The organism is Streptomyces massasporeus (genome assembly GCF_014648995.1).
GTDB lineage: Bacteria > Actinomycetota > Actinomycetes > Streptomycetales > Streptomycetaceae > Streptomyces > Streptomyces massasporeus.
On record NZ_BMSE01000010.1, the window covers coordinates 219553 to 242349 of the forward strand.

Here is a 22797-nt window from a genome sequence, read left to right on the forward strand (position 1 = left end):
TGAACCGCTCACACCCCGTCATCCCGTTACGAGGACGCATTTCATGAAGCAGTCTGCTGCCAAGACCCTCGGTGTCGCCGCTCTCGGTGCCGCCTTCGCCGCCGCCGGTGCGGGTGCCGCCAACGCCGCCCCGGCCGTCCCGGACACCGCCCAGGCCCTGGAGACCGTCACCGCGGCGCTCCCGGCGGAGCAGCTCTCCCAGACGCTGCCGGCGGGCTCGGGCGAGGCGGTGGGCCAGGGGCAGACCCTGGCCGGTACCGGTCTCGCCGCCGCCCAGCCGGTCGCCGGGCAGTTGCTCGCCCAGGGCCCGGCCGGCCCGGCTGCCAAGCTGCTCGGCGGGCTCCCGGTGCAGGACCTGCCCGCGCACGGCCTGCCGGTGAACGGCGTGCCGGCCGTCTGACCCACCCGCCGAGGCGGACACACACGCCGATGGGGCGCACCTGCACGGGGTGCGCCCCATCGGCGTTCTCGCAACGGGGCTTACCAGGCCGTCCGGGTCTTCCCGTGCACCTTGTCCTCCGAGGGCAGCACGATCCACAGCGCGATGTACAGCAGGAACTGCGGGCCGGGCAGCAGGCACGAGACGAGAAAGATCACGCGCATCGTCGTCGCGGAGGTGCCGAAGCGCCGTGCCAGCGCGGCGCACACTCCGCCGATCATGCGGCCGTGGGTGGGGCGGGCGAGGCGGGACATGTGCGACTCCTTCGTGAGGGTGTGTGAGGCCTCTCGTCCGAGTACCCCATCTGCACTCCACGCTACGGAGACGAAGGGGGCAAAGCGTCGCTCCACGGGGCGATCCCGACCCTGGGAATCGTCGGGGTCCGACCCTGAGCCGGCTCCTGAGGGTGCAGGGGCGCGCGGAGCGGGCGGGCGGTGGTGCGACGGCGCAGCCAGGAACGGCCCGCCGGAACCAGCGCGAGATGCGCGAGGGCCACGCCCAGGGTGTTCAGGAACAGTGAGTCGACGTCGACGACCTGACCGGGCACGCCCGTCTGCAACAGCTCGATGCCCCAGGAGAGCAGGGCGCCGGCCGCGACGGTGCGCAGCAGGGACGCCAGCGGCGAGACGACCAGCCTGCCGCCGACCAGCGGCAGCAGCGCACCCAGCGGAGCGAGCAGGGCCAGCCCCTCGCCGATCCGCCGGGCCGCCTCCGGCCAGCCCAGGGCGAGATCGGCCCGGATACCGGCGAACGGCCGCAGATTGGCGGGCATCACCCAGGGCACGTCCAGGGGCCGCAGCGTGAACCAGGCGACGAACGCGAGGTGGGCGACGAGGAGGACACCCCCTGTCACACGGATGCGGAACGCGGCGCTGCCGCCGATGGAGCCTTGACGCTGCACGACCCCCAAGACGCGGCCTCCGGCAGGATCGGTTCCGGGATGGGCCCTGGTTGCCCTGTGAGGCATACGCCACAGGCGGGGCGGATCACTCCCCGGCCGCGTCCTTCGACGGCGGTTCCGTGCTGCCCGGCCGGGCCCGCACCTCGTCGGTGCACTCGTAGCGGCGCGGGGACTCGGCGCCCGGCCCGCCCAGGACCACCGAGCCGTCCCCCTCGGCCGCCGCCGAGTCGGAGAAGGTGCAGACGACCTGCGCGAGGGCGTACGAGGTGAGGCCGGCCGGCGCGGTGCTCAGCCGCAGCGTGTCGTCCGGGTCGCCGGGGCGCGGCCCGCCGACGGTGATGCCGCCGCGCACGTCCGTGCTGTAGCCGGCCTCCTTCTCGGCGGCCGACGTGGGTGCGGCGAGCTGGTCCAGCAGGCCCTGCGCGACCAGGATGCGCCGCTCGGAGTCGGCCGCGCCGTCCGGGACCCGCACGGTCCGGTCGACGGTCACCAGCGACGACCCGCACAGCAGGAACACCTGCACCGGCAGCCCGCGGGCCGCCTGCGTGGAGACGTCCGGCTCGGCGAGCGAGCACTGCACCCGCGAGGGCGCCGGCCCGAAGTTCGTCGGCACCTCCGTGGCCCGGATCCCGCAGCCGGCCAGCAGCACGGCGAGCGCCGGAACGGCCAGCAGGCGGGGCACGGCCGCGAGACGTGCGGTCATCATGCGTCCCCCTTCGTGTCCTCGCCCTGGGGCCGGTCGGTGTCGCTCCCGGGCGTCAGCCCGTCCTCAGCGGGCTGCTCCTCCTCCGCGGGGGACGTGCCGCGCGGGAGCCGCAGTGTGAAGACCGCACCCGAATCGGGCGAGTTGGCCGCGGTGATCTCGCCGCCGTGGATGTGGGCGTTCTCCAGCGCGATGGACAGTCCCAGGCCGCTGCCCTCGGAACGCGGCCGGGAGGCGCTGGCCTTGTAGAAGCGGTCGAAGACGTGCGGCAGGACGTCCTCCGGGATGCCGGGGCCGTGGTCCTGCACCTCGATGACGATCGAGTCGTCCGCCTCCCGCACGGACACCCGCACCGGGGAGCCGCCGTGCTTGAGCGCGTTGCCGATGAGGTTGGCCAGGATGACGTCCAGGCGCCGCGGATCCAGCCGGGCGTGCAGGCCGCGCTCGGCGTCCAGCTCGACCGCGTCCAGCCAGGCACGGGCGTCGATGCAGGCGGTGATCTGGTCGGCGATATCGACGTCGTCCAGGACGAGCCGGGCGGTACCCGCGTCAAAACGCGTGACCTCCATCAGGTTCTCGACCAGGTCGTTCAGCCGCCGCGTCTCGCTGACCACCAGCCGGACGGCGGGTTCGATCATCGGGTCCATGCTGCCGGTCTCCGCCTCCAGCTCCTCCTCCAGGATCTCCGTCACGGCGGTGATCGCGGTGAGGGGGGTACGGAGCTCATGGCTCATGTCCGCGACGAACCGCCGGGACGCCTCGTCCCGGGCGGCCATGTCCTCGACCCGTTTCTCCAGCGCCTCGGCCGCGTAGTTGAACGTCCGTGACAGATCGGCCAGTTCGTCGGTCCCGGACACCCGCAGCCGGGTGTCCAGCTTGCCCTCGCCCAGCCGCCGTGCGGCCACCCCGAGCCGTTGCACCGGCTTCAGCACGGTCGTCGCCGCGGCCTGCGCGAGCAGCGCCGAGCCGATCAGCGCGAGCCCCGTGGCGATGCCCAGCGACCAGGCCAGCGAGTTGAGGTCCTTGGCCTCCGGCTCCAGCGACTTGAGCATGTAGCCGGTCGGGCCGCCGCCGATCACCCGCGTACCGGCCACCAGGTACGGGGTGTCGTGGTCGACTATGCGCTGCCAGTACAGGTGGTACGGGTGCTTGTTGGCCCCGTCGACCTTCTGCGTCCGGTTCACCGCCGTGCGCAGCGACTTCGGCACGTCCTGGAGCGAGAAGCCGTTCAGCCCGCCGGAGCTGCCGTAGACGGTCCGGCCCTCGGTGTCGCGGCCGACCAGCAGCACGCTGAAGCGCTGGTCGCTGCCCGCCATCTGGCCCGCGGTGTGCTGCAGTTCGTCCTGCGTCGGACGTTCGGGCAGCGCCCCCGCCCGGTTCTGCATCTCCTGCTCGAAGTCGCGCAGCACGGCGTCCTGGGTGCGGGTGAGCACCGCCTCGCGGTTGAGCCAGTACGCGATCCCCGACGCGGACACGGCGGCCGTCAGGGCCACCAGGCCGAAGACGACGACCAGTCGCAGCCGCAGGCTGGTGAAGCGCAGCCGCGACAGAGCTCCCTTGCGCGCCCCGGTCCAGCCGTGGGCCCCCCCTTGGTGCGCCTGGGTCACTGAGGCGCGTCCAGCCGGTAGCCGACACCCCGCACGGTACGGATCAGCGTCGGGGACGACGGCACGTCCTCGACCTTGGCGCGCAGCCGCTGGACACACGCGTCCACGAGCCGCGAGTCGCCCAGGTAGTCGTGCTCCCACACCAGCCGCAGCAACTGCTGGCGGGACAGCGCCTGGCCCGGCCGCCGGCTCAGCTCCAGCAGCAGCCGCAGCTCGGTCGGCGTGAGCTGGAGGTCCTCACCGTTCTTCGTCACGGTCATCGCCGAGCGGTCGATGACGAGGCTGCCGAAGCTCGCAGCGTCGTTCGACTCCCGCTCGCCGCGCCGCAGCACGGCCCGGATCCGGGCGTCGAGCACCCGCCCCTGGACCGGTTTGACGACGTAGTCGTCGGCGCCGGACTCCAGCCCGACCACCACGTCGATGTCATCGCTGCGCGCGGTCAGCAGGATGATCGGCAACTGGTCCGTGCGCCGGATGCGCCGGCACACCTCGAACCCGTCGATGCCGGGCAGCATCACGTCCAGCACGATCAGATCCGGCCGCTGCTCGCGAAGGAGCTTCAGACCGTCCTCACCGCTGGCAGCGGTCGCCACGCGGTGGCCCTGGCGCGTCAGTGAGAGCTCCAGGGCCGTCCGGATGGCGTCGTCGTCCTCGATCAGCAACAGGGAAGGCACGCGCTCATTCTGGCCCATGGAGGGCTCGGGGTTCGACCGGTGGGGCCCACTCGATGCGAGCGGTACCGCCGACGTGTGTGCAGGAGCTGTGGTGGACCTGTGGCCGACCCCTGTGACAGGTCTGTGACAGTCGGCGGACACGGCCATGAAAGTGCCGCGGCAAGCTTTTCGGCACAGGCAAGGAAGCCCGCCCCAACCGGCGGGCCGCACAACGGAAGTCCACGACGGGGGGCGCGAGATGAACACGCTGCACGGCATCAGCACCAGCGCAGTTGTCACGCGTCTGCACGACGTGCACAGGGGTTCCGAGAAGTCCGGTGTCGATGGGGGCCCCTCCCGCGCGAGCGTAGCCGAGCGTGGGGGAGGGCGGGGGTGCGCTCGCGGCACCGGGCGTCAGCACACCGCGTTCATGACGGTGGTTGACGCACCCACGGGGGAGATCAACAAGGGGTCCGCGGCGGCAGCCGCCACGGGCACCGTCGGGGGAGCAGCGTACGGGGAGGGCTCGGGGGAGCGCCGTTCGCTGACGGAGACCGTAGATGCCGAAGCGGCGTTTACCGCCTACGTCCAGGAGCGCCGCGCCTCCCTGTACGCGACCGCCTACCACCTCACCGGTGACCGCTTCGAGGCCGAGGACCTGCTGCAGAGCGCGCTGTTCTCGACCTACCGGGCGTGGGACCGGATCAGTGACAAGGCGGCGGTCGGCGGATACCTCCGCCGCACCATGACCAACCTGCACATCAGCGCCTGGCGGCGCCGCAAGCTCAACGAGTACCCGACCGAGGAACTGCCGGAGACGCCCGGTGACACGGACGCGATGCGCGGCACCGAGCTGCGCGCGGTCCTGTGGCAGGCGCTGGCCCGGCTGCCCGAACTCCAGCGCACCATGCTGGTCCTGCGCTACTACGAGGGCCGCACGGACCCGGAGATCGCGGAGATCCTCGACATCAGTGTCGGCACGGTGAAGTCCAGCATCTGGCGGTCGCTCCGCCGGCTGCGCGAGGACGAGGTCCTCAGCTTCGGCCGTGACGAGGAGGACGCCTTCGGCGAGCTTGTCGCCTGAAGGTTCGGGGGGGCACCGCAAAGGGGGCCCACGGGGGAACTGCAGGGACGCTGGGGGGCGTCTTGGCAGGAGAGTGGGGGACTGCGGAGACGCTGGGGGGTGTCTCCGCAGGGCGGGGGAGGACAACGGGGGAACACAGGAGCGGGGCTGGAGGGCCGGGGGGTCCGTCCAGTCCCGTTTTCCTTTGTGCCCTGACCGCGGCCTGGCCGGTCAGGCCGCCGTACGGAGGCTCGCGCACCGGCCGGCCGCCGCTGCCGCCAGGCGGCCCATCGCCTCGTCGCGGTCGCAGGCGTACGCGCCCAGCGCCGTCTGGCGGGCGACGATCGTGCGCTCCTGCCGCATCAGGCGCCAGCCGCGGCGCAGCAGGAAGGGCACCGACTTGCGGCCCTCCTTCAGATCCCGCAGGAACCGGCGGCGGAACGTCTTCACCGGGCCGCGGCTCAGGCACAGCGCGTCGGCGAGGACGCCGAGTTCGCGACAGCGCGTGACGATCTCCGCGGCGAAGATGCCCTCCGCGATGAACAGCGGGGTCCGCCCGATGTCGACCGTCTCCACGCCGGTGCGGGCGCTGAGCGAGAGGTCGTAGAGGGGAACGTCCGTGCGGCCCGTGCGGCACAGCCGGGTGATCGCGGCGACGGCGGTGTCCGCGTCCCACGAGTCGGGGTGGTCCCAGTCGATGTCGGAGCTCTCCGCCACGAGCGGCAGTGTCGGGTCGTCGCCCTCCTTGTAGAAGTCGTCGAGCCGCAGCACCGGAAGGCCGGAGCGGGCCGCGAGGAGGGACTTGCCGGAGCCGGAAGGGCCGCAGAGCAGCACGACTCGCGTCGGTATGGGCAGAGGAGAACTCACGGGACACCAGTGTGAGGCATCGACCGGGGGCCGTACGACCCCGCGGGTCGGCTTTGATGCGCGCGTCACATCTCAACTACCCTTCGTGTCGTTCCGATTACCCACAGCGTCAGAAGGTGGCAGCGATGGCCCGACACGACTCACCCATGAAGCCGACCGCCCAACGTGCCCTGGCCGTCCTCGCGACCGCCGGCATCGCGCTGGGAGCGGGTGCGGGTGCGGCGGCGGCCGCGGCGGGCACCGGCTCGGTCCTGGACGTGGTCCACACCTCTGTGGGGAAGACCGACCCCCGGGCCGGCCTCCAGGCGGCGAGCGACACCCTCTCCTACGCCACCGGCACCGTCACGGGCCTCAAGCCCAACCCCCTCGCCGGCACGGGAGTCGACCCGCTCGACAACAGCGTCGGCACCGAGGTCGCCGACTTCAAGCCGATGTCGTCCCGTGAGGTGACGGGACCGGTGGCTCAGGCGCCGTCGATCGGGGGCATCCCGGTGGTGGAGCGCCTGGGCGAGCCGCTCTCGCGGTAACTCACCGCCCTCGCAGCGGGACCTCCCGGACCAGCCACGCCACCCCGAAAGCCACGGCGCACAGCGCGGCCGTGCCGAACGCGACACCGTGCAGGCCGTCCACCACACCGGTCCGGAACACGTCCTGGACCGGTTCCGGCAGGTCCCGCAACAGTCCGGGGGTGAGCTCCCCTTCGGTCAGCCGCCCGCCCCCGGCGCCGAGCCCGTCCGTCACGGCAGCCGTGAGCCGGCCGGTGTAGACGGACCCGAGGACGGCGACGCCCAGGGAGCCGCCGATGGTGCGCAGCAGTGTCTGGGTGCCGCTGGCCGCGCCCATGTCGCGGGGCTCGGCGTTGTTCATCGTGATGAGCATCGCCGGCTGCATCAGACAGCCGATGCCCACGCCGAGCGCCGGCGTCAGGCCGGAGGCGACGGGCATCGTGAGAGGGCGGTGCCGCCGTCACCATGCGCCGCCTCGCCACCAAGCTCGGCGTCGCCCCCATGGCGGCCTACCGGCACGTCAACGGCAAGGACGACCTCTGGGCGCTCATGATCGACCGGGCCTGGGAGTTCGCATTCGGCCTCGACTGCGTCCTCGACGGCATCGGGCAGCGGCTCGGGATCTGAGGCCGAGCGGACACGGAGAAGCCCCGGGCCTCCTGGACGGAGGAGGACCGGGGCTTCCGTATCGAGGGGGCGGGCTAGTACGAGGAACCCGAAGCGCCCAGTGACCCCGTGGGGTGCCAGACCGTTTTGGTCTCCAGGAATGCCGTCAGACGGCCGATGCCCGGGGTCTCCGCGTAATCCACAGGCTGTGGACGGAGAACGCGCTTGAGGTTGTCGGCCGCCGCGATCTCCAGCTCCTTCGCGAGGGCCTCGTCGGCCCCCGCGAGGTCGATCGCGTTGACGTCCTGGTGGGCCGCCAGGGGGGCAGCGATCTCCGCCGTGCGTCCCGACAGGACGTTCACGACGCCGCCGGGGACGTCCGAGGTGGCCAGGACCTCGGCCAGGGACAGGGCGGGGAGCGGGGACTTCTCGCTCGCCACCACGACCGCCGTGTTGCCCGTCGCGATCACCGGGGCGAGTACCGACACCAGTCCCAGGAACGACGACTCCTGCGGCGCCAGCACCGCGACCACGCCCGTCGGCTCGGGCGAGGACAGGTTGAAGAACGGGCCCGCGACCGGGTTGCCGCCGCCGACCACCTGGGCGATCTTGTCGGTCCAGCCCGCGTACCAGACCCAGCGGTCGATCGTCGCGTCCACGACCGCCGCCGCCTTGGACTTCGACAGCCCCTCCGCGTCCGCCACCTCACGCACGAACTGGTCGCGGCGGCCCTCCAGCATCTCGGCGACGCGGTAGAGGACCTGGCCGCGGTTGTACGCCGTCGCCCCGGACCAGCCGCCGAACGCCTTGCGCGCCGCGACGACCGCGTCCCGGGCGTCCTTGCGGGACGACAGCGGCGCGTTCGCCAGCCACTTGCCCTTCGAGTCGGTCACCTCGTACACCCGGCCGCTCTCGGAACGCGGGAACTTCCCGCCGACGTACAGCTTGTAGGTCTTCAGGACGTTGAGCCGATCAACTGCATTCATTTAACGCTCGCCCTCCGGGCTCGACGGGGCGAGGTACGCCTCCAGGCCGTGACGGCCGCCCTCGCGGCCGAAGCCCGACTCCTTGTAACCGCCGAACGGCGACGTCGGGTCGAACTTGTTGAACGTGTTGGACCAGACGACACCCGCGCGGAGCTTGTTCGCGACCGCCAGGATGCGCGAGCCCTTCTCCGTCCAGATGCCGGCGGACAGGCCGTACGGCGTGTTGTTGGCCTTGGCGACCGCCTCGTCCGGGGTACGGAAGGTCAGCACCGACAGCACCGGGCCGAAGATCTCGTCGCGGGCGATCCGGTGCGCCTGGGTGACGTTCGTGAACAGCGTCGGGGCGAACCAGTAGCCGCTCTCCGGCAGCTCGCACGCCGGCGACCAGCGCTCGGCGCCCTCCGCCTCGCCCTGCTCGACGAGGGAGGTGATGCGGGTGAGCTGCTCCTCGGAGTTGATCGCGCCGATGTCGGTGTTCTTGTCCAGCGGGTCGCCGAGGCGCAGCGTCGACAGGCGGCGCTTCAGGGACTCCAGGAGCTCCTCCTGGATCGACTCCTGCACCAGCAGGCGGGAGCCCGCGCAGCAGACCTGGCCCTGGTTGAAGAAGATGCCGTTGACGATGCCCTCGACGGCCTGGTCGATCGGAGCGTCGTCGAAGACGATGTTCGCGCCCTTGCCGCCCAGTTCCAGCGTGACCTTCTTGCGGGTCCCGGCGACCGTGCGGGCGATCTCCTTGCCGACGGCCGTGGAGCCGGTGAAGGCGACCTTGTTCACGTCGGGGTGGGCGATCAGCGCGGCGCCGGCGTCGCCGTAGCCCGGGAGGATGTTGACGACGCCCTTGGGCAGGCCCGCCTGGCGGCAGATGTCCGCGAAGAACAGTGCCGACAGGGGGGTGGTCTCGGCCGGCTTCAGGACAACCGTGTTGCCGGTCGCGAGGGCCGGGGCGATCTTCCACGCCAGCATCAGGAGGGGGAAGTTCCAGGGAATGACCTGGCCCGCCACGCCCAGCGGCCTCGGGTTCGCCCCGTAACCGGCGTGGTCGAGCTTGTCGGCCCAGCCCGCGTAGTAGAAGAAGTGCGCGGCGACCAGGGGCAGGTCGGCGTCGCGCGTCTCCTTGATCGGCTTGCCGTTGTCGAGGGTCTCGAGGACGGCGAGCTCGCGGGAGCGCTCCTGGATGATGCGGGCGATGCGGAAGAGGTACTTCGCGCGCTCCGCGCCCGGGAGCGCCGACCACTTCTCGAAGGCCCGGCGCGCGGCCTTCACCGCGCGGTCGACGTCCTCGGAACCGGCCTGGGCGATCTCGGAGAGGACCTCCTCGGTGGACGGGGAGACGGTCTTGAAGACCTTGCCGTCCGCCGCCTCGACGAACTCGCCGTCGATGAACAGGCCGTACGAGGGCGCGATGTCGGCGATCGCGCGCGACTCGGGGGCCGGGGCGTATTCGAATACCGAAGACACGTTTTCCATGGTCATGGGGTCTCAGTCCACCGTCACGTAGTCGGGGCCGGAGTAGCGGCCGGTGGCCAGCTTCTGGCGCTGCATCAGCAGGTCGTTCAGCAGCGACGAGGCGCCGAAGCGGAACCAGTGGTTGTCCAGCCAGTCCTCGCCCGCGGTCTCGTTGACCAGCACGAGGAACTTGATGGCGTCCTTCGAGGTACGGATGCCGCCCGCCGGCTTCACGCCGACCTGGATGCCGGTCTGGTCACGGAAGTCGCGGACGGCCTCCAGCATGAGGAGGGTGTTCGCGGGGGTGGCGTTCACCGCGACCTTGCCGGTGGAGGTCTTGATGAAGTCCGCGCCCGCCAGCATCCCGAGCCAGCTCGCGCGGCGGATGTTGTCGTACGTCGAGAGCTCGCCCGTCTCGAAGATGACCTTCAGGCGTGCGGAGGTCCCGCAGGCCTCCTTCACGGCCGTGATCTCGTCGTACACCTTCACGTATCGACCCGAGAGGAACGCCCCGCGGTCGATGACCATGTCGATCTCGTCGGCACCGGCGGCGACGGCGTCCCGCACGTCGGCCAGCTTGACGTCGAGCGCGGCGCGGCCGGCCGGGAACGCCGTGGCCACCGAGGCGACCTTCACGCCGGAGCCGGCGACGGCCTCCTTGGCCACGGCCACCATGTCGGGGTAGACGCAGACCGCCGCGGTGGCGGGCGTCGTACGGTCCGTCGGGTCGGGCTTGACCGCCTTCGCGCCGAGCGCCCGGACCTTGCCCGGGGTGTCCGCGCCTTCCAGCGTCGTCAGGTCGACCATCGAGATCGCGAGGTCGATGGCGTACGCCTTCGCGGTCGTCTTGATCGAACGGGTGCCGAGGGAGGCCGCACGGCCCTCGAGTCCGACCGCGTCGACGCCGGGGAGCCCGTGGAGGAAGCGGCGCAGCGCGCTGTCGGACGAGGCGACGTCCTTGAGGGGGTGAGCTGCGGTGAGTGCAGAACTGGGCATGGTCACCAGACGAGCATATCTACGCGCGTAGCGGCTGTACAGTCCCGGGTTCTCTTCGATGGAGTCCCCAAGGGGTCCCATGGGGTCCCTGGTGGCCGGGGTGGCCTTTGGGAAGGGGGCGGAGGTCCGGGGCGGGGCGGGTCCGGCAGAATCGAGACATGACGAGCCCCGAACCCCAGCCCCCGGCGCCGCAGCCTCCGGAGCCCGAGTCCAAGGACCGGGTCTACCGGTCGGTCCCGGCCATCGCCGGTGGAGTGCTGCTGCTCGCCATCACCGGGTGGCTCGGAATCGACGCGATCGTCACGGGGGAGGGGCGCACGCCGTGGCTCGCGCTCGCCGTGCTGCTCCTCGTCGTGCCGCTCGTCATCGCCTTCACGCTTCGGCCCGCCGTGTACGCCGGCGACGACCGGCTGCGGATCCGCAACCCCTTCCGCCTCGTCGTCGTGCCCTGGGGGCAGGTCGCCTCGCTGCGCTCCTCCTACTCGAACGAGGTCCTCACCGAGTCCGGCGCGAAGTACCAGCTGTGGGCCGTGCCCGTTTCGCTGCGCGCCCGCAAGAAGGCCGCGCGGCGCGAGATGCGGGCGACCGCGCAGGCCCGGCGGGAGATGGGGCGGGACGAGGGCCGCGGCAGCGCGCTCGGGATGCGGGCGGGTCTGGACGCAGGCCTCGGCGGGGACTCCGTCTCCGATGGGCCCGCGCGGGCCGAGACCGACCGGATCATGGACGAGCTGCGCGGGCTGCACGAGGCGCGGCACCAGGCGGAGTCGGCACGCGGCGAGGTCACCGTGCGGTGGGCCTACGAGGTGCTGGCGCCGGCGCTGGCGGGGGCGGTGCTGGTGCTGATCCTGGTGGCGACGGGCTGAGGTCCCGGGGGGCGGCGGTGCTGATCTTGCCGGTGACGGGCTGAGGTCCGGGGGGCTGGTCGTGCTGTTCTTGGTGGTGGGCTGAGGTCCGGGGGCCGACGGTGCTGATCCTGGTGACGGCCTGAGGTCCGGGGGGCCGGTCGTGCTGGTCCTGGTGGTGACGGGCTGAGGTCCGGGGGGCCGGTCGTGCTCATCCTGGTGGTGATGGGCCTGTGGTCCGGCGGTCGGCCGAGCTCATCCTGGTGGTGATGGGCCTGTGGTCCGGCGGTCGGCCGAGCTCATCCCGGTGGTGATGGGCTGACGGCCCGGCGGCCGGCCGTGGCGGCGTGGGCTGTGGAGCCGGTGCCTTTCCGGCGCCGTGGCGCCCTCCGGAAAAGCGGTGGAGTATGTGCGCTCCCCGCGCCTAGGTTCGGGGTATGAGTACCCGTACCTTCCGTGTCACCGTCCGGGGCGTGTTCGACGGGCTGAGCGCCGAGCAGCGCGCCGGGCTGCTGGAGCGGGCCGCCGAGCACGACGTGCTGCGCGCCGCGTTCACGCCCCAGGGGAGCCTGACGTACGACGTGGCCGTGCGGCCCGCCTTCACGTTCCGCTTCCTCGACTCCGGGGAGGCCGAGGAGGACATCCTGGAGGCGACCGAGCGGGCCGAGGAGTCGGCGCGGGCGTGGCTGGAGCAGCGCGGGTACGGCTACAAGAAGCTCCGGTCCACCGCCGAGGACCTCTCCCAGGCGCCTCTCGGCAAGCGGCAGCGGCGGGAGGCCGCCCGGAAGGGTTTCTGAGTCCTCGGCGGGGGGATCGGCCGGGGGGAGAGATCGGCGGGGGAGGGGAGCGGCGAGGGTGCGGGGCCTCGGCCCTCAGATGCCCGCCGCCGTCGACAGGTCGCGCTTGATCGACTCCAGCAGCGCCGTCGCCTTCGCGCGGGCCGCCGGGAGATCCTGGTGGGACCCGACCGGGATCACGACCTCCAGGTAGCACTTCAGCTTCGGCTCCGTGCCGCTCGGGCGGACGATCACCCGGGCGCCGTCGAGGGTGTAGCGAAGACCGTCCGTGGGCGGGAGTTCGGCCGTGCCCTGCGTGAGATCGTCCGTGCGGGTGATCGGCAGGCCGGCCAGCTCCGTCGGGGGCTGTTCGCGCAGGCGCCGCATCGCGGCGGCGATGAGGGACAGGTCCTCGACGCGGACCGAGAGCTGGTCCGTGGCGTGCAGGCCGTGCTCCACCGCCAGGTCGTCCAGCAGGTCCAGGAGGGTGCGGCCCTCCTCCTTGAGCTGGGAGGCCAGTTCCGTGATCAGCAGCGCGGCCGTGATGCCGTCCTTGTCGCGTACGCCGTCGGGGTCCACGCAGTAGCCGAGGGCCTCCTCGTAGCCGTAGCGCAGGCCCTCGGCGCGGGCGATCCACTTGAAGCCGGTGAGGGTCTCGACGTGCGGGAGGCCCGCCTTCTCGGCGATACGGCCGAGGAGGGACGACGAGACGATCGACTCCGCGAAGGTGCCGGTCGCTCCGCGGCGGACCAGGTGGGCGGCGAGCAGGGCGCCGACCTCGTCGCCGCGCAGCATGCGCCAGTGGGTGCCGTGGGTGGCGTCGGTGGCGTCGGTTCCGTCCTGTACGGCGACGGCGCAGCGGTCCGCGTCCGGGTCGTTGGCGATGATCAGGTCCGGGGCGGCTTCGCCGGACAGCGCGCGTGCCGTCGCGAAGGCCAGGTCCATCGCGCCGGGCTCCTCCGGGTTGGGGAACGCGACGGTCGGGAACTCCGGGTCGGGATCGGCCTGCTCCGCTACGAGGACCGGTGCCGGGAAGCCGGCGCGGGCGAAGGCGGCCAGGAGGACGTCCTTGCCGACGCCGTGCATCGCCGTGTACACCGTGCGGGCCGTGCGGGGGGAACCCTCGGACAGGACGGCGTCCGTGCGGGCGAGGTAGGCGTCCAGGACGCTGTCGTCGAGGGTGTCCCAGCCTTCGGTGGGGCGCGCGACGGTGGTGAGGGACGGGACGGCGGCGATCTCCGCCGCGATGTCGATGTCCGCCGGAGGGACGATCTGGGAGCCGTCGCCGAGGTAGACCTTGTAGCCGTTGTCGCGGGGCGGGTTGTGGCTGGCCGTGACCTCCACGCCGGCGACCGCGCCGAGGTGCCTTATCGCGAAGGCGAGCACGGGGGTCGGGAGGGGGCGGGGGAGGACGGCCGCGCGCAGGCCGGCGCCGATCATGACGGCGGCGGTGTCCTGGGCGAAGTCGTGGGACTTGTGGCGGGCGTCGTAGCCGATGACGACGAGGCCGGCTTCCCCTTCCCCGGCGGGGGGACCCTGCTTCTTGAGGTATGCCGCGAGGCCGGCGGCGGCGCGGATGACGACCGAGCGGTTCATGCGCATGGGGCCGGCGCCGAGTTCGCCGCGGAGGCCGGCGGTGCCGAACTGGAGGGTGCCGCTGAAACGGGCGGCGAGTTCGGTCTCGTCCTTGGCGTCGATGAGGCGGGCGAGCTCGGTGCGGGTGTCCGGGTCGGGGTCCTCGGTGAGCCACGCCTGGGCCTGTGCGATGAGTTCGTCGTGCACGGTCGGTGTCAGCCTCTCGCTTGTCGATGATCGGTGCGGGTGCCTCCGGCGGTGGGGCGGGGGCTTGCCTTCACGCCGGTGGGGGTGCGCGTGCGCTTCGCCTTCGCGGTGCGTGTGGGTCGGGGCCGCGCCGGGGGGTGTCCGTGCTCGGAACGGCGCGATGGGGTTGCGTACCGACCAACCGTCCGTTGACGCGCCAACCGCTGCGGGCGGACACCTCCCGATACGGCCCCTTCTCGCCGTACGCGGGTGCGGGAGCGTCCTCGCTCGCCGCCCGTGGGTGGCCGGCGGTCCTGTCCTTGTGCCGCTGTGGGTGGCCGGAGGTGCAACCCCCTAGGGGCGCGGGGACTGCGCGACCAGCCACTACGGGCCCGCAGACCGCCGGACCGCCTTCCGAAGCCTTCTCAGAGGCGGCCGAGGACCTGCGCGAGCAGGGAACCCATGCGTGTCGCGGAGTCGCGGCCGGCCTGGAGGACCTCCTCGTGGTTCAGGGGCTCGCCCGTCATGCCCGCGGCGAGGTTGGTGACGAGGGAGATGCCCAGGACCTCGGCACCCGCCTCGCGCGCGGCGATCGCCTCGAGGACCGTCGACATGCCCACCAGGTCCGCACCGATGACCCGGGCCATACGGATCTCGGCCGGAGTCTCGTAGTGCGGGCCGGGGAACTGGGCGTAGACGCCTTCCTCCAGCGTCGCGTCGACCTCCTTGCACAGGGCACGCAGGCGCGGGGAGTACAGGTCGGTGAGGTCGACGAAGTTCGCGCCGATGATGGGGGAGGTGGCGGTGAGGTTGATGTGGTCGCTGATGAGGACCGGCTGACCGGGGCGCATGCCCTCGCGCAGGCCGCCGCAGCCGTTGGTGAGGACGACCGTCTTGCAGCCGGCCGAGACCGCGGTGCGGACGCCGTGGGCGACCGCTGCCACCCCGCGGCCCTCGTAGTAGTGCGTACGGCCCAGGAAGACCAGGGCGCGCTTGTTGCCGATCCGGTACGAGCGGATCTTGCCGCCGTGGCCCTCCACCGCCGGGGGCGGGAAACCGGGGAGCTCGGTGACCTGGAACTCGGCCTCGGGGGCGCCCAGCGCGTCCACGGCCGGGGCCCAGCCGGAGCCCATCACGAGGGCGACGTCGTGGGTCTCGGCGCCCGTCAGTTCGCGCAGGCGGGCCGCGGCGGCGTCGGCGGCCGTGTGGGGGTCGCCCTGGATGTCGTCCGGAAGAAGAGATGCGTTCACGCCGAAGAGGGTAGCCGCTGTTTGCCTACGCGCGTAGATGGCAGAGCTCACGGGGTGGCGATCGTTGTCTTGTCGTTTCCGACGAAGAGGTCTCGCGCGGGCTGCCCTCAGCAGGGGCGCTTGCGCAGCTCCATCACGTAGTCGTGAGGGGCGCCCGCCGACTCGGCCGCGTCGGCGATCTCGCCCAGGTAGCGGGCGGAGGGCAGGCCGCCCTCGTAGGCGTTCAGGGCGAAGGCCCAGGCGGATTCCTCGCCGTCCAGGGTGTGGACCCGTACGCGCGTACGGCGGTAGATGTCGAGGCCCACGCCCTCCCAGCGGTCGAGGGACTCCTCGTCCATCGGGGCGATGTCGTAGAGGGAGACGAAGACCTGGGAGAGCGGGTCCTCCACGATGGTCGGCAGTGCGCCCTCCCAGCCCATGTGCTCGCCGCCGAACGTCAGTCGCCATCCGTTCAGCCAGCCGGTGGCGCGCAGCGGCGAGTGCGGGGCGCGGCGGGACATCAGCCGCGCGTCGAGGTTGCCGGCGTACGCGGCGTAGAGCGACATGGGGGAAGGGTACGGCAGGCGGCCCCGGCGTCACTGTCGTAACAACAGGCGCATCGGCGGGCCCCCGGGGCGGTGGCACGCGGAGCGGTGCGGGACAATGGAGTACGTGACTCGGATCGTGATCATCGGTGGCGGACCCGGCGGATACGAAGCGGCCCTGGTGGCCGCTCAACTCGGCGCGGAGGTGACCGTCGTCGACTGCGACGGTCTGGGCGGGGCGTCGGTGCTCACCGACTGCGTGCCGTCGAAGACCCTGATCGCCACGGCCGAGGTGATGACCACCTTCGACTCCTCCTACGAGGAGCTGGGGATCATCGTCGCCGACGACACCCCGCACATCGAGCAGGCCGCCCGGGTGGTGGGGGTGGACCTGGGCAAGGTCAACCGGCGTGTGAAGCGGCTCGCGCTCGCCCAGTCGCACGACATCACCGCCTCCGTGACGCGTGCCGGGGCGCGTGTCATGCGCGGGCGCGGGCGGCTGGAGGGCATGCAGGCGCTCGACGGGTCGCGCAAGGTCGTGGTGCGCACCGCCGACGGGAGTGAAGAGACCCTGACGGCTGACGCCGTGCTCATCGCCACCGGCGGGCACCCCCGCGAGCTGCCCGACGCCCAGCCCGACGGTGAGCGGATCCTGAACTGGACGCAGGTGTACGACCTCGACGAGCTCCCCGAGGAGCTCATCGTGGTCGGATCCGGTGTGACCGGTGCCGAGTTCGCCGGTGCCTACCAGGCGCTCGGGTCACGGGTGACGCTCGTGTCGTCGCGCGACCGGGTGCTGCCGGGTGAGGACCCGGACGCGGCCGCCGTGCTGGAGGACGTCTTCCGGCGGCGCGGCATGAACGTCATGGGGCGTTCCCGGGCGCAGTCCGCCAAGCGGGTCGGGGACCGGGTCGAGGTCACCCTCGCCGACGGGCGGGTCATCACCGGCTCGCACTGCCTCATGGCCGTCGGTGCCGTGCCCAACAGCGCGGGCATGGGTCTCGAGGACGCCGGTGTCCGGCTGCGCGAGTCCGGCCACATCTGGACCGACAAGGTCTCGCGCACGACCGCTCCGGGTGTGTACGCCGCCGGTGACGTGACCGGCGTGTTCGCCCTCGCCTCCGTGGCCGCCATGCAGGGCCGCATCGCCATGTACCACTTCCTGGGCGACGCCGTGGCCCCGCTGAACCTCAAGACGGTCTCGTCGAACGTCTTCACCGACCCCGAGATCGCCACCGTCGGCTACACCCAGGCCGACGTCGACGGCGGGAAGATCGACGCCCGGGTCGTGAAGCTGCCGCTGCTGCGCAACCCGCGCGCGAAGATGCAGGGCATCCGCGACGGCTTCGTCAAGATCTTCTGCCGGCCGGGCACGGGCATCGTGGTGGGCGGTGTCGTCGTCTCACCGCGCGCCTCGGAACTGATCCACCCCATCTCGATCGCGGTCGACAACAATCTGACCGTCGAACAGATCGCGAACGCCTTCACCGTCTACCCCTCGCTGTCGGGCTCGATCGCCGAGGTGGCACGGCAGTTGCACACGCGCAAGGAGAACGGCGAGGGCTGAGGCCGAAACCGACTCCTCCCTGGTCACGGGGAGTGTTCGACCATTCGTACGGCATAGGCGGCGGGACTAGGCCCTATACCACTTCCCGCTGCTCGGTGCGAACATCTTCTGCTATTCAGCGCAAACTGCTGAAAGCAGACGGTCGCTGGCGTTACTGTCAGTTTCGTGTTCGCTGCAGAACGTCGCCAATTGATCCTCGAAATGGTGCGAGCGAACGGGGCCGTGTCGCTCCGTGAGCTCGCCCGCGTCGTCCAGACCTCCGAAGTGACCGTACGGCGGGACGTGCGCGCGCTGGAGGCAGAAGGACTCCTCGACCGCCGGCACGGCGGTGCGGTACTGCCGGGCGGTTTCACGCGGGAGTCCGGCTTTCCGCAGAAGTCTCATCTCGCGACCGCCGAGAAGACCGCCATCGCCGACCTCGCCGCGAACCTCGTGGAAGAGGGGGAGGCGATCGTGGTCGGGGCGGGTACGACGACCCAGGAGCTGGCCCGCCGGCTGGCCCGGGTGCCCGGCCTGACCGTCGTCACCAACTCGCTGCTGGTGGCGCAGGCCCTGGCCCACGCCAACCGGGTCGAGGTCGTGATGACCGGCGGTACGCTGCGCGGTTCGAACTACGCCCTGGTCGGGAGTGGTGCGGAGCAGTCCCTGCACGGGCTGCGGGTGTCGCGGGCGTTCCTGTCCGGGAGCGGGTTGACCGCCGAGCGCGGGCTGTCCACGTCCAACATGCTGTCGGCGTCCGTCGACCGGGCGTTGGTGCAGGCGGCCGCGGAGGTCGTGGTCCTCGCCGACCACACCAAACTCGGCACCGACACCATGTTCCAGACCGTGCCGACGGATCTCATCACGCGCCTCGTCACGGACGAGCCGCCGGCGCATGACGACCGTGCCGCCACGGAGTTGCAGGCGCTTGCCGACCAGGGTGTGCAGATCGCTGTCGCCGGGGGGCAGGGGGGGTCTGCCGGAGCGGGGGCGGGGGGCCCGGGGGGTGATGCGGTCTCGGCGCGCCAGCAGCGCCGGGATGTGCCGTTGCCCGGGCCTCGGCGGCAGGTGCCGGGGGCTGGTGGGCAGTTGAGGTCCGCCTCTGCCTCGATGCTGGGTGAGCAGGGGCCCGGGGCGGAGCGGGCGCGGGTGGCTGATCTGCGGCGGCGATGATGTCGGCGGTGGGCTGAGCCCGTGGGACTACCAGCCCCGGCGTTGTCGCTGAGGCCGGGTGGGTCCGCAGCCCTGCGTCGCGAGGTGCCGCTGCGTCGGTGCTGAGGCCGGGGGTCCGCAGCCCGGCGGCACGGGGTGCCGCTGCGCCCACCCGTGCCGCCCCGGGCGGCACGCATGCCCGCAGCGAGGGCGGGACGGGCGCCCGGAGCTGAGGCAGCCGCCGCGCGCCATGCGGCGCGAAGCGCACGGGGGAGGCTGGGGCAGCAGCGGTGGGCATGCGGCGCGATGCCAAACCCGCCCGCGGCCCCGGGCCCGTACGGGCGAGTCACGACGCGCCCGCAGCCATAGGTCTGCGATGACTGGGCGAGTGAGGATGCTCCCGCGGCCATGGCCCGTGACGCATGGCGAGACGCATCCGCAGCCATAGGGCTTGTGACGCTGGGCGAGACGTGCGAGCCCGCAGTCAAGGGGCCGTGATGCCGCGCGAGACGTGCCCGCACTCAAAGGGCCGTGACAGCGGGCGAGGCGTGCCCGCAGTCGGTGTCAAAGGCCTATGGACGCCGCTGGGGCGGAAGCCACGACGCTCCCGCAGCCGCCGTCGTACGCAAGGGGTCGTGTCGGGGGGTGTCCGCCCGCAGCGGTTGGCGCGTCAACGGACAGTCAGTCGGTATGAAGGTCCATCGCGCCGTTCCGAGGACGGACCCCCGGCGCGGCCCCGACTCGGGGCCGCGCCGCAGGCGTTCGTCCGTTGAGCTGAGGGGCGTCAGTCCTTGATCTCGCAGATCGCCGCGCCCGACGTCACCGACGCGCCGATCTCCGCGCTCAGGCCCTTGATCGTGCCCGACCGGTGCGCGTTGAGGGGCTGCTCCATCTTCATGGCCTCCAGGACGACGATCAGATCGCCCTCCTTGACCTCCTGGCCCTCTTCGACGGCCACCTTGACGATGGTGCCCTGCATCGGGGACGCGAGGGTGTCGCCGGAGGCGACGGGGCCCGACTTCTTCGCCGCGCGGCGCTTCGGCTTGGCGCCCGCCGCGAGGCCCGTGCGCGCCAGGGACATGCCCAGCGACGACGGCAGGGAGACCTCGAGGCGCTTGCCGCCGACCTCGACGACGACCGTCTCGCGGCCCGGCTCCTCGTCCGCGTCCGCATCGGCCGGCGCGGCGAACGGCTTGATCTCGTTGACGAACTCCGTCTCGATCCACCGCGTGTGCACCGTGAACGGGTCCGTCGAGTCCGTGAGCTCCGGCGCGAACGCCGGGTCCTTCACCACCGCACGGTGGAAGGGGATCGCCGTGGCCATACCCTCGACCTGGAACTCCTCCAGCGCACGGGCGGCCCGCTGCAGCGCCTCCTTGCGCGTGCGGCCGGTGACGATCAGCTTGGCCAGCAGGGAGTCCCACGCCGGGCCGATGACCGAGCCGGACTCCACGCCCGCGTCCAGGCGGACACCCGGGCCGGACGGCGGGGCGAACGTCGTGACCGTGCCGGGAGCCGGGAGGAAGTTGCGGCCCGGGTCCTCGCCGTTGATGCGGAACTCGAAGGAGTGGCCGCGCAGCTCCGGGTCGCCGTAGCCGAGCTCCTCGCCGTCGGCGATGCGGAACATCTCGCGCACGAGGTCGATGCCGGCGACCTCCTCGGTGACCGGGTGCTCCACCTGCAGACGGGTGTTGACCTCCAGGAAGGAGATCGTGCCGTCGAGGCCCACGAGGAACTCGACCGTGCCGGCGCCGACGTAGCCGGCTTCCTTCAGGATCGCCTTGGAGGCGGAGTACAGCTCCTCCACCTGCGCGTCGGACAGGAAGGGGGCCGGGGCCTCCTCCACCAGCTTCTGGTGGCGGCGCTGCAGGGAGCAGTCACGGGTGGAGACGACGACCACGTTGCCGTGCTGGTCGGCCAGGCACTGGGTCTCCACGTGCCGCGGCTTGTCCAGGTAACGCTCGACGAAGCACTCGCCCCGGCCGAACGCGGCGACGGCCTCACGGACCGCCGAGTCGTACAGCTCCGGCACCTCTTCGAGGGTGCGGGCGACCTTCAGACCACGACCGCCACCACCGAAGGCGGCCTTGATCGCGATCGGCAGGCCGTGCTCCTCGGCGAACGCGACGACCTCGTCGGCACCGGACACCGGGTCGGGCGTGCCGGCCACCAGCGGGGCACCCGCGCGCTGCGCGATGTGCCGGGCGGCGACCTTGTCACCGAGGTCGCGGATCGCCTGCGGCGGCGGGCCGATCCAGATCAGGCCCGCGTCCAGGACCGCCTGAGCGAACTCGGCGTTCTCGGAGAGGAAGCCGTAGCCCGGGTGGATGGCGTCCGCGCCCGACTCGCGGGCGGCGTTGAGCACCTTCTCGATGTCGAGATAGCTGGTGCCCGGCGTGTCACCGCCCAGGGCGAACGCCTCATCCGCGGCGCGGACATGCAGAGCGTCCCGGTCCGGGTCGGCGTAGACGGCCACGCTCGCGATACCGGCATCCCGGCAGGCCCGGGCCACGCGGACAGCGATTTCGCCACGGTTGGCGATGAGCACCTTGCGCACGATTGAGGCTCCCTCCTTGAAACAAGCCGAGTTTAGGGACAGCCGACACGACACTTCGACCCGTCCCCAGTGGTGAGCTTGCCCACACGGAGCGTGATGCGAGGCTCGCTCGAGCGGCGAAATCCCTTGTCGCACCGCGGTACGCAGTACTCCTGCGGGAAACCCTAGCCGTCTCCTGTGGTCAAGGTCTCTGTCATCACGTGCTGCGGGCCACTCTGTTTCTTTGTGGAGTCCCTACGAATGGCCCAATGATTCTTTGCCCGCTGCCGGACCCTTGTCCCCCGGTTTACCGGTTAGTAGCGTTCGCGGTGTCTTCAGAGGGAAGAGGGTGGGCCCGGTGATACGCAGGCCGGTGGCGTGGGTCGTGGCGGTGGTGCTGTTCGCCGAGGCGTTCGGTCTCGCGGCGCTCAACTGGTTCCTGGGGGTCGTCGTCGACCGGCAGGACATGTCCCTGGCCGGGCTGGACCCGCACATGATGTCGGTGTCGTCGAAGATCGGCGGGATCGTCTTCGGCCTCTACTTCGCCCTGTGCGGCCTCGTCGCCCTGCTGGTGGCGCTGCGGGACCGGCCCCCGGCGGGCCTCGGACGGGTGCTGCTGATCAGCGCGGCCGTCGTGCACGGGCTGCTGGGCGCGTTCACCGTGGGGCTCGTCGGCTGGACCGCGTTCCTGTTCATGGTGCTGGTCCTCGCGCTGATCGTGCTGCTGCTGATGACGTACGACCGTCCGGCCGAGCCCGCCGACGCCGCGCCCGAGGGCGGCAAGGGCGGCGATGGGTCCCCGGTCACTTCTCCGCCGGCGCCCACAACTCCGTGATGCCCACGCCCAGTTCGGCCAACAGCCGGCGCAGGAGCGGCAGGCTGATGCCGATCACGTTGCCGTGGTCGCCGTCGATGCCGTCGATGAACGGGGCCGAGCGGCCGTCCAGGGTGAACGCCCCGGCGACGTAGAGGGGTTCGCCGGAGGCGACGTAGGCGGCGATCTCCTCGTCGGTGGGCTCGCCGAAGTGGACGACCGTCGAGGCGGTGGCGGAGACGTAGCGGCCGGTGAGCGTGTCGTAGACGCAGTGGCCGGTCTGCAGGGTGCCGGCCCGGCCGCGCATCGACTTCCAGCGGGCGGTCGCCTCCTCGGCGTCCGCGGGCTTGCCGAGGGCCCGGCCGTCCAGGTCCAGCACCGAGTCGCAGCCGATCACGAGCGCGCCCTTGACCTCCGGCCGGGCCGCCACGACGGAGGCCTTCGCCTCGGCCAGGGCGAGCGCCAGCTCGGCGGGGGTGGGGGCGGTGACGGCGTCCTCGTCGACGCCGCTCACGATCACCTCGGGGGTGAGGCCGGCCTGGCGGAGCAGTCCGAGCCGGGCGGGGGACTGGGAGGCGAGGACGAGTCGCCTGCGGCGCTGAGCAGTCATGCGGTCAGGTTAGTCACCCGGGCGGGGCCGGTTCACCTGACGCCGATCACGATCATCACGAGCACCATGGCCAGGGCCAGGAGAACGCTCAGCCGCCGCAGCATGTCCTGCATGTCACGCAGTTCTTCGGGCGGCTCGTTCTCGGGGTCGGACCACAGCATGCCTTCCATGGTCGGACGGGGGGTGGGCCGGCGCCTGAGTACGCGTACTCAA

Annotated in this window: 24 protein-coding genes and 1 pseudogene; 9 read left to right on the forward strand and 16 right to left on the reverse strand. The window is 71.8% G+C overall.

Annotation, left to right across the window (positions count from 1 at the left end):
* Positions 1–43: 43 nt before the first annotated feature.
* Complete coding sequence (locus IE153_RS22905; RefSeq protein ID WP_189591692.1) at positions 44–400, forward strand: ATP-binding protein; 357 nt, start codon at positions 44–46, stop codon at positions 398–400.
* An 80-nt stretch (positions 401–480) separates the two neighbouring features.
* Here IE153_RS22905 and IE153_RS22910 read toward each other — a convergent pair whose 3' ends face one another.
* The 5 genes from IE153_RS22910 to afsQ1 form a co-directional block, all read right to left on the reverse strand.
* Entirely contained in the window at positions 481–693 is a 213-nt protein-coding gene (locus IE153_RS22910) for a PspC domain-containing protein (protein ID WP_189591693.1), read from the reverse strand.
* Between the two features lie 62 nt (positions 694–755).
* The gene (locus IE153_RS22915) at positions 756–1340 is read right to left on the reverse strand and encodes a VanZ family protein (RefSeq protein ID WP_189591694.1); all 585 of its coding nucleotides are present in this window, start codon (positions 1338–1340) and stop codon (positions 756–758) included.
* 85 nt (positions 1341–1425) lie between these two features.
* Positions 1426–2046 (reverse strand): hypothetical protein, encoded by a 621-nt coding sequence (locus IE153_RS22920; RefSeq protein WP_189591695.1) that lies wholly within the window; start codon positions 2044–2046, stop codon positions 1426–1428.
* Positions 2043–3650: an ATP-binding protein gene (locus tag IE153_RS22925; protein WP_189591696.1), complete on the reverse strand. Its 1608-nt coding sequence runs from the start codon at positions 3648–3650 to the stop codon at positions 2043–2045. The genes IE153_RS22920 and IE153_RS22925 overlap by 4 nt, the downstream gene beginning before the upstream one ends.
* On the reverse strand, positions 3647–4324 hold the full coding sequence (afsQ1, locus tag IE153_RS22930) for a two-component system response regulator AfsQ1 (protein WP_053675520.1): 678 nt from the start codon (positions 4322–4324) through the stop codon (positions 3647–3649). Before afsQ1 ends, IE153_RS22925 begins: the two co-directional genes overlap by 4 nt.
* A 238-nt stretch (positions 4325–4562) precedes the next feature.
* On the opposite strand from afsQ1, the gene IE153_RS22935 reads away from it, so the two are divergent.
* A complete protein-coding gene (locus IE153_RS22935; RefSeq protein WP_189591697.1) occupies positions 4563–5387 on the forward strand; it encodes a SigE family RNA polymerase sigma factor in 825 nt (274 codons plus the stop codon).
* Between the two features lie 210 nt (positions 5388–5597).
* Here the strand turns inward: IE153_RS22935 and IE153_RS22940 are convergent, their stop codons facing one another.
* Positions 5598–6302 carry a uridine kinase family protein gene (locus IE153_RS22940; protein ID WP_189591698.1) on the reverse strand — a complete coding sequence of 235 codons (705 nt, stop codon included), beginning with the start codon at positions 6300–6302 and terminating at the stop codon, positions 5598–5600.
* Between the two features lie 56 nt (positions 6303–6358).
* Between IE153_RS22940 and IE153_RS22945 the strand changes: the two genes are divergently transcribed.
* Positions 6359–6760: a hypothetical protein gene (locus IE153_RS22945; RefSeq protein ID WP_189591699.1), complete on the forward strand. Its 402-nt coding sequence runs from the start codon at positions 6359–6361 to the stop codon at positions 6758–6760.
* Between the two features lies 1 nt (position 6761).
* On the opposite strand, the gene IE153_RS22950 is transcribed toward IE153_RS22945, so the two are convergent.
* Positions 6762–7178 carry an MFS transporter gene (locus tag IE153_RS22950; protein ID WP_229829119.1) on the reverse strand — a complete coding sequence of 139 codons (417 nt, stop codon included), beginning with the start codon at positions 7176–7178 and terminating at the stop codon, positions 6762–6764.
* A gap of 5 nt (positions 7179–7183) precedes the next feature.
* Here IE153_RS22950 and IE153_RS22955 point away from each other — a divergent pair.
* A pseudogene (locus IE153_RS22955) lies at positions 7184–7300 on the forward strand (TetR/AcrR family transcriptional regulator); the annotation flags it as partial.
* Between the two features lie 140 nt (positions 7301–7440).
* On the opposite strand, the gene IE153_RS22960 reads toward IE153_RS22955, so the two are convergent.
* From IE153_RS22960 to deoC, 3 genes are read right to left on the reverse strand one after another with little or no spacing between them, the layout of a single operon-like run.
* Complete coding sequence (locus IE153_RS22960; protein ID WP_189591700.1) at positions 7441–8331, reverse strand: aldehyde dehydrogenase family protein; 891 nt, start codon at positions 8329–8331, stop codon at positions 7441–7443.
* Positions 8332–9789, reverse strand: coding sequence for an aldehyde dehydrogenase family protein (locus IE153_RS22965; protein ID WP_189591701.1), 1458 nt, complete (start codon positions 9787–9789; stop codon positions 8332–8334). It lies immediately after the preceding gene.
* Between the two features lie 21 nt (positions 9790–9810).
* The gene (gene deoC, locus IE153_RS22970; protein ID WP_189591760.1) at positions 9811–10773 is read right to left on the reverse strand and encodes a deoxyribose-phosphate aldolase; all 963 of its coding nucleotides are present in this window, start codon (positions 10771–10773) and stop codon (positions 9811–9813) included.
* A 158-nt stretch (positions 10774–10931) separates the two neighbouring features.
* Between deoC and IE153_RS22975 the strand changes: the two genes are divergently transcribed.
* Complete coding sequence (locus tag IE153_RS22975; RefSeq protein WP_189591702.1) at positions 10932–11636, forward strand: PH domain-containing protein; 705 nt, start codon at positions 10932–10934, stop codon at positions 11634–11636.
* Between the two features lie 416 nt (positions 11637–12052).
* Complete coding sequence (locus IE153_RS22980) at positions 12053–12412, forward strand: DUF6204 family protein (protein ID WP_189591703.1); 360 nt, start codon at positions 12053–12055, stop codon at positions 12410–12412.
* A 75-nt stretch (positions 12413–12487) separates the two neighbouring features.
* Here IE153_RS22980 and IE153_RS22985 read toward each other — a convergent pair whose 3' ends face one another.
* The 3 genes from IE153_RS22985 to IE153_RS22995 all read right to left on the reverse strand — a co-directional run bounded on the left by IE153_RS22985 (position 12488) and on the right by IE153_RS22995 (position 15947).
* Positions 12488–14173: a phospho-sugar mutase gene (locus IE153_RS22985; RefSeq protein WP_189591704.1), complete on the reverse strand. Its 1686-nt coding sequence runs from the start codon at positions 14171–14173 to the stop codon at positions 12488–12490.
* A 404-nt stretch (positions 14174–14577) separates the two neighbouring features.
* Entirely contained in the window at positions 14578–15402 is an 825-nt protein-coding gene (locus tag IE153_RS22990; RefSeq protein ID WP_097219657.1) for a purine-nucleoside phosphorylase, read from the reverse strand.
* 107 nt (positions 15403–15509) lie between these two features.
* Positions 15510–15947, reverse strand: coding sequence for a gamma-glutamylcyclotransferase family protein (locus tag IE153_RS22995; RefSeq protein ID WP_031110319.1), 438 nt, complete (start codon positions 15945–15947; stop codon positions 15510–15512).
* Between the two features lie 97 nt (positions 15948–16044).
* On the opposite strand from IE153_RS22995, the gene IE153_RS23000 reads away from it, so the two are divergent.
* Both IE153_RS23000 and IE153_RS23005 read left to right on the forward strand, forming a co-directional pair.
* Positions 16045–17493 carry an NAD(P)H-quinone dehydrogenase gene (locus IE153_RS23000; RefSeq protein ID WP_189591705.1) on the forward strand — a complete coding sequence of 483 codons (1449 nt, stop codon included), beginning with the start codon at positions 16045–16047 and terminating at the stop codon, positions 17491–17493.
* A 165-nt stretch (positions 17494–17658) separates the two neighbouring features.
* Positions 17659–18645 (forward strand): DeoR/GlpR family DNA-binding transcription regulator, encoded by a 987-nt coding sequence (locus IE153_RS23005; protein WP_189591706.1) that lies wholly within the window; start codon positions 17659–17661, stop codon positions 18643–18645.
* Between the two features lie 763 nt (positions 18646–19408).
* Here IE153_RS23005 and IE153_RS23010 read toward each other — a convergent pair.
* On the reverse strand, positions 19409–21181 hold the full coding sequence (locus IE153_RS23010) for an acetyl/propionyl/methylcrotonyl-CoA carboxylase subunit alpha (protein WP_189591707.1): 1773 nt from the start codon (positions 21179–21181) through the stop codon (positions 19409–19411).
* A 337-nt stretch (positions 21182–21518) separates the two neighbouring features.
* Between IE153_RS23010 and IE153_RS23015 the strand changes: the two genes are divergently transcribed.
* Complete coding sequence (locus IE153_RS23015) at positions 21519–21995, forward strand: hypothetical protein (RefSeq protein WP_031109404.1); 477 nt, start codon at positions 21519–21521, stop codon at positions 21993–21995.
* Here the strand turns inward: IE153_RS23015 and IE153_RS23020 are convergent.
* Together IE153_RS23020 and mmpB are read right to left on the reverse strand one after the other, a co-directional pair.
* Positions 21964–22584 (reverse strand): Maf family protein, encoded by a 621-nt coding sequence (locus tag IE153_RS23020; RefSeq protein WP_031109406.1) that lies wholly within the window; start codon positions 22582–22584, stop codon positions 21964–21966. The two genes, IE153_RS23015 and IE153_RS23020, sit on opposite strands and share 32 nt — an antisense overlap.
* Before the next feature lie 32 nt (positions 22585–22616).
* Positions 22617–22745, reverse strand: a complete 129-nt coding sequence (gene mmpB, locus IE153_RS42395; protein WP_086025112.1) for a morphogenic membrane protein MmpB — start codon at positions 22743–22745, stop codon at positions 22617–22619.
* Between the last annotated feature and the right edge of the window lie 52 nt (positions 22746–22797).

What these genes read in the sequence shown, in the direction of transcription:
- IE153_RS22910 (WP_189591693.1), bottom strand. Translation starts at nt 693, where the DNA reads ATGTCCCGCCTCGCCCGCCCCACCCACGGCCGCATGATCGGCGGAGTG.
- IE153_RS22975 (WP_189591702.1), top strand. Translation starts at nt 10,932, where the DNA reads ATGACGAGCCCCGAACCCCAGCCCCCGGCGCCGCAGCCTCCGGAGCCC.
- IE153_RS22950 (WP_229829119.1), bottom strand. Translation starts at nt 7,178, where the DNA reads ATGCCCGTCGCCTCCGGCCTGACGCCGGCGCTCGGCGTGGGCATCGGC.
- IE153_RS22935 (WP_189591697.1), top strand. Translation starts at nt 4,563, where the DNA reads ATGAACACGCTGCACGGCATCAGCACCAGCGCAGTTGTCACGCGTCTG.
- IE153_RS23000 (WP_189591705.1), top strand. Translation starts at nt 16,045, where the DNA reads ATGGAGTACGTGACTCGGATCGTGATCATCGGTGGCGGACCCGGCGGA.
- IE153_RS22995 (WP_031110319.1), bottom strand. Translation starts at nt 15,947, where the DNA reads ATGTCGCTCTACGCCGCGTACGCCGGCAACCTCGACGCGCGGCTGATG.
- deoC (WP_189591760.1), bottom strand. Translation starts at nt 10,773, where the DNA reads ATGCCCAGTTCTGCACTCACCGCAGCTCACCCCCTCAAGGACGTCGCC.
- IE153_RS22945 (WP_189591699.1), top strand. Translation starts at nt 6,359, where the DNA reads ATGGCCCGACACGACTCACCCATGAAGCCGACCGCCCAACGTGCCCTG.
- IE153_RS22920 (WP_189591695.1), bottom strand. Translation starts at nt 2,046, where the DNA reads ATGATGACCGCACGTCTCGCGGCCGTGCCCCGCCTGCTGGCCGTTCCG.
- IE153_RS23020 (WP_031109406.1), bottom strand. Translation starts at nt 22,584, where the DNA reads ATGACTGCTCAGCGCCGCAGGCGACTCGTCCTCGCCTCCCAGTCCCCC.
- IE153_RS22960 (WP_189591700.1), bottom strand. Translation starts at nt 8,331, where the DNA reads ATGAATGCAGTTGATCGGCTCAACGTCCTGAAGACCTACAAGCTGTAC.
- IE153_RS22905 (WP_189591692.1), top strand. Translation starts at nt 44, where the DNA reads ATGAAGCAGTCTGCTGCCAAGACCCTCGGTGTCGCCGCTCTCGGTGCC.
- IE153_RS22980 (WP_189591703.1), top strand. Translation starts at nt 12,053, where the DNA reads ATGAGTACCCGTACCTTCCGTGTCACCGTCCGGGGCGTGTTCGACGGG.
- mmpB (WP_086025112.1), bottom strand. Translation starts at nt 22,745, where the DNA reads ATGCTGTGGTCCGACCCCGAGAACGAGCCGCCCGAAGAACTGCGTGAC.